The sequence below is a fragment of the Limosilactobacillus vaginalis DSM 5837 = ATCC 49540 genome (genome assembly GCF_000159435.1).
Lineage (GTDB): Bacteria > Bacillota > Bacilli > Lactobacillales > Lactobacillaceae > Limosilactobacillus > Limosilactobacillus vaginalis.
Window position 1 is genome coordinate 1 of the sequence record NZ_GG693440.1, and the last position, 620, is coordinate 620.

A 620-nucleotide genomic window follows, 5' to 3' on the forward strand; every position below is an offset into this window, starting at 1 on the left:
GGGGAAGCAGGTTGCTAGCTCTAGGAAACTCGAGCAAAGCACGTTTGGGGTAGAGTGTGAGTCGTGACGAATTAGCAACTGAGCACTAGAAAATCCCGGACGATGATTGTCTTGCAATCAAGGACGGGATAGCTAGGCGGAAGTTGCGGTCACGACGAACAGATCTCAGCTAGAGTGTGAGCAGGTAAAGAAGGCCCGTAAGACAACAATTTCTCCCGACTGGATGCTGAAAGCATCTGGGAGGGAGCTTGTTGTCTATAGGGGCTTCCCTGCGAACAGATCTTGACTATATTGCCAAGAACACATATAAACCAAAGAGTACGGAGTCAAAATCGTAATTCACTGAATTATAGTTTTGACTTCGTACTCTTTTATTTTACCAAGCTTCATGATTTAATTAAGCACTTAATTGCATCAAGAAACATCCCAATTGCCATTAGATCCATTGCAAGCATCATCTTATTTGTAAGCGTTAAGTACAGGACGATCGCCCAAAGAATAACGAAGAACCAGGCAATGATTTTATTTTTAGTCATATCAACACCTCCGTCCTCAATTATAGAACTAAAAAGAGTAGCGAGAATTTTCTCGCTACTCTTTTTTAAGTTATAAAGAATCAG

1 protein-coding gene is annotated in these 620 nt (G+C 41.6%); it reads right to left on the minus strand.

The window, feature by feature from the left end; genetic code table 11:
- Positions 1 to 386 precede the first annotated feature (386 nt).
- Positions 387 to 536: a hypothetical protein gene (locus HMPREF0549_RS09930; protein ID WP_098044497.1), complete on the minus strand. Its 150-nt coding sequence runs from the start codon at positions 534 to 536 to the stop codon at positions 387 to 389.
- Positions 537 to 620 lie beyond the last annotated feature (84 nt).

Coding starts and splice junctions, on each gene's coding strand:
- HMPREF0549_RS09930 (WP_098044497.1), bottom strand. CDS start 536: ATGACTAAAAATAAAATCATTGCCTGGTTCTTCGTTATTCTTTGGGCG.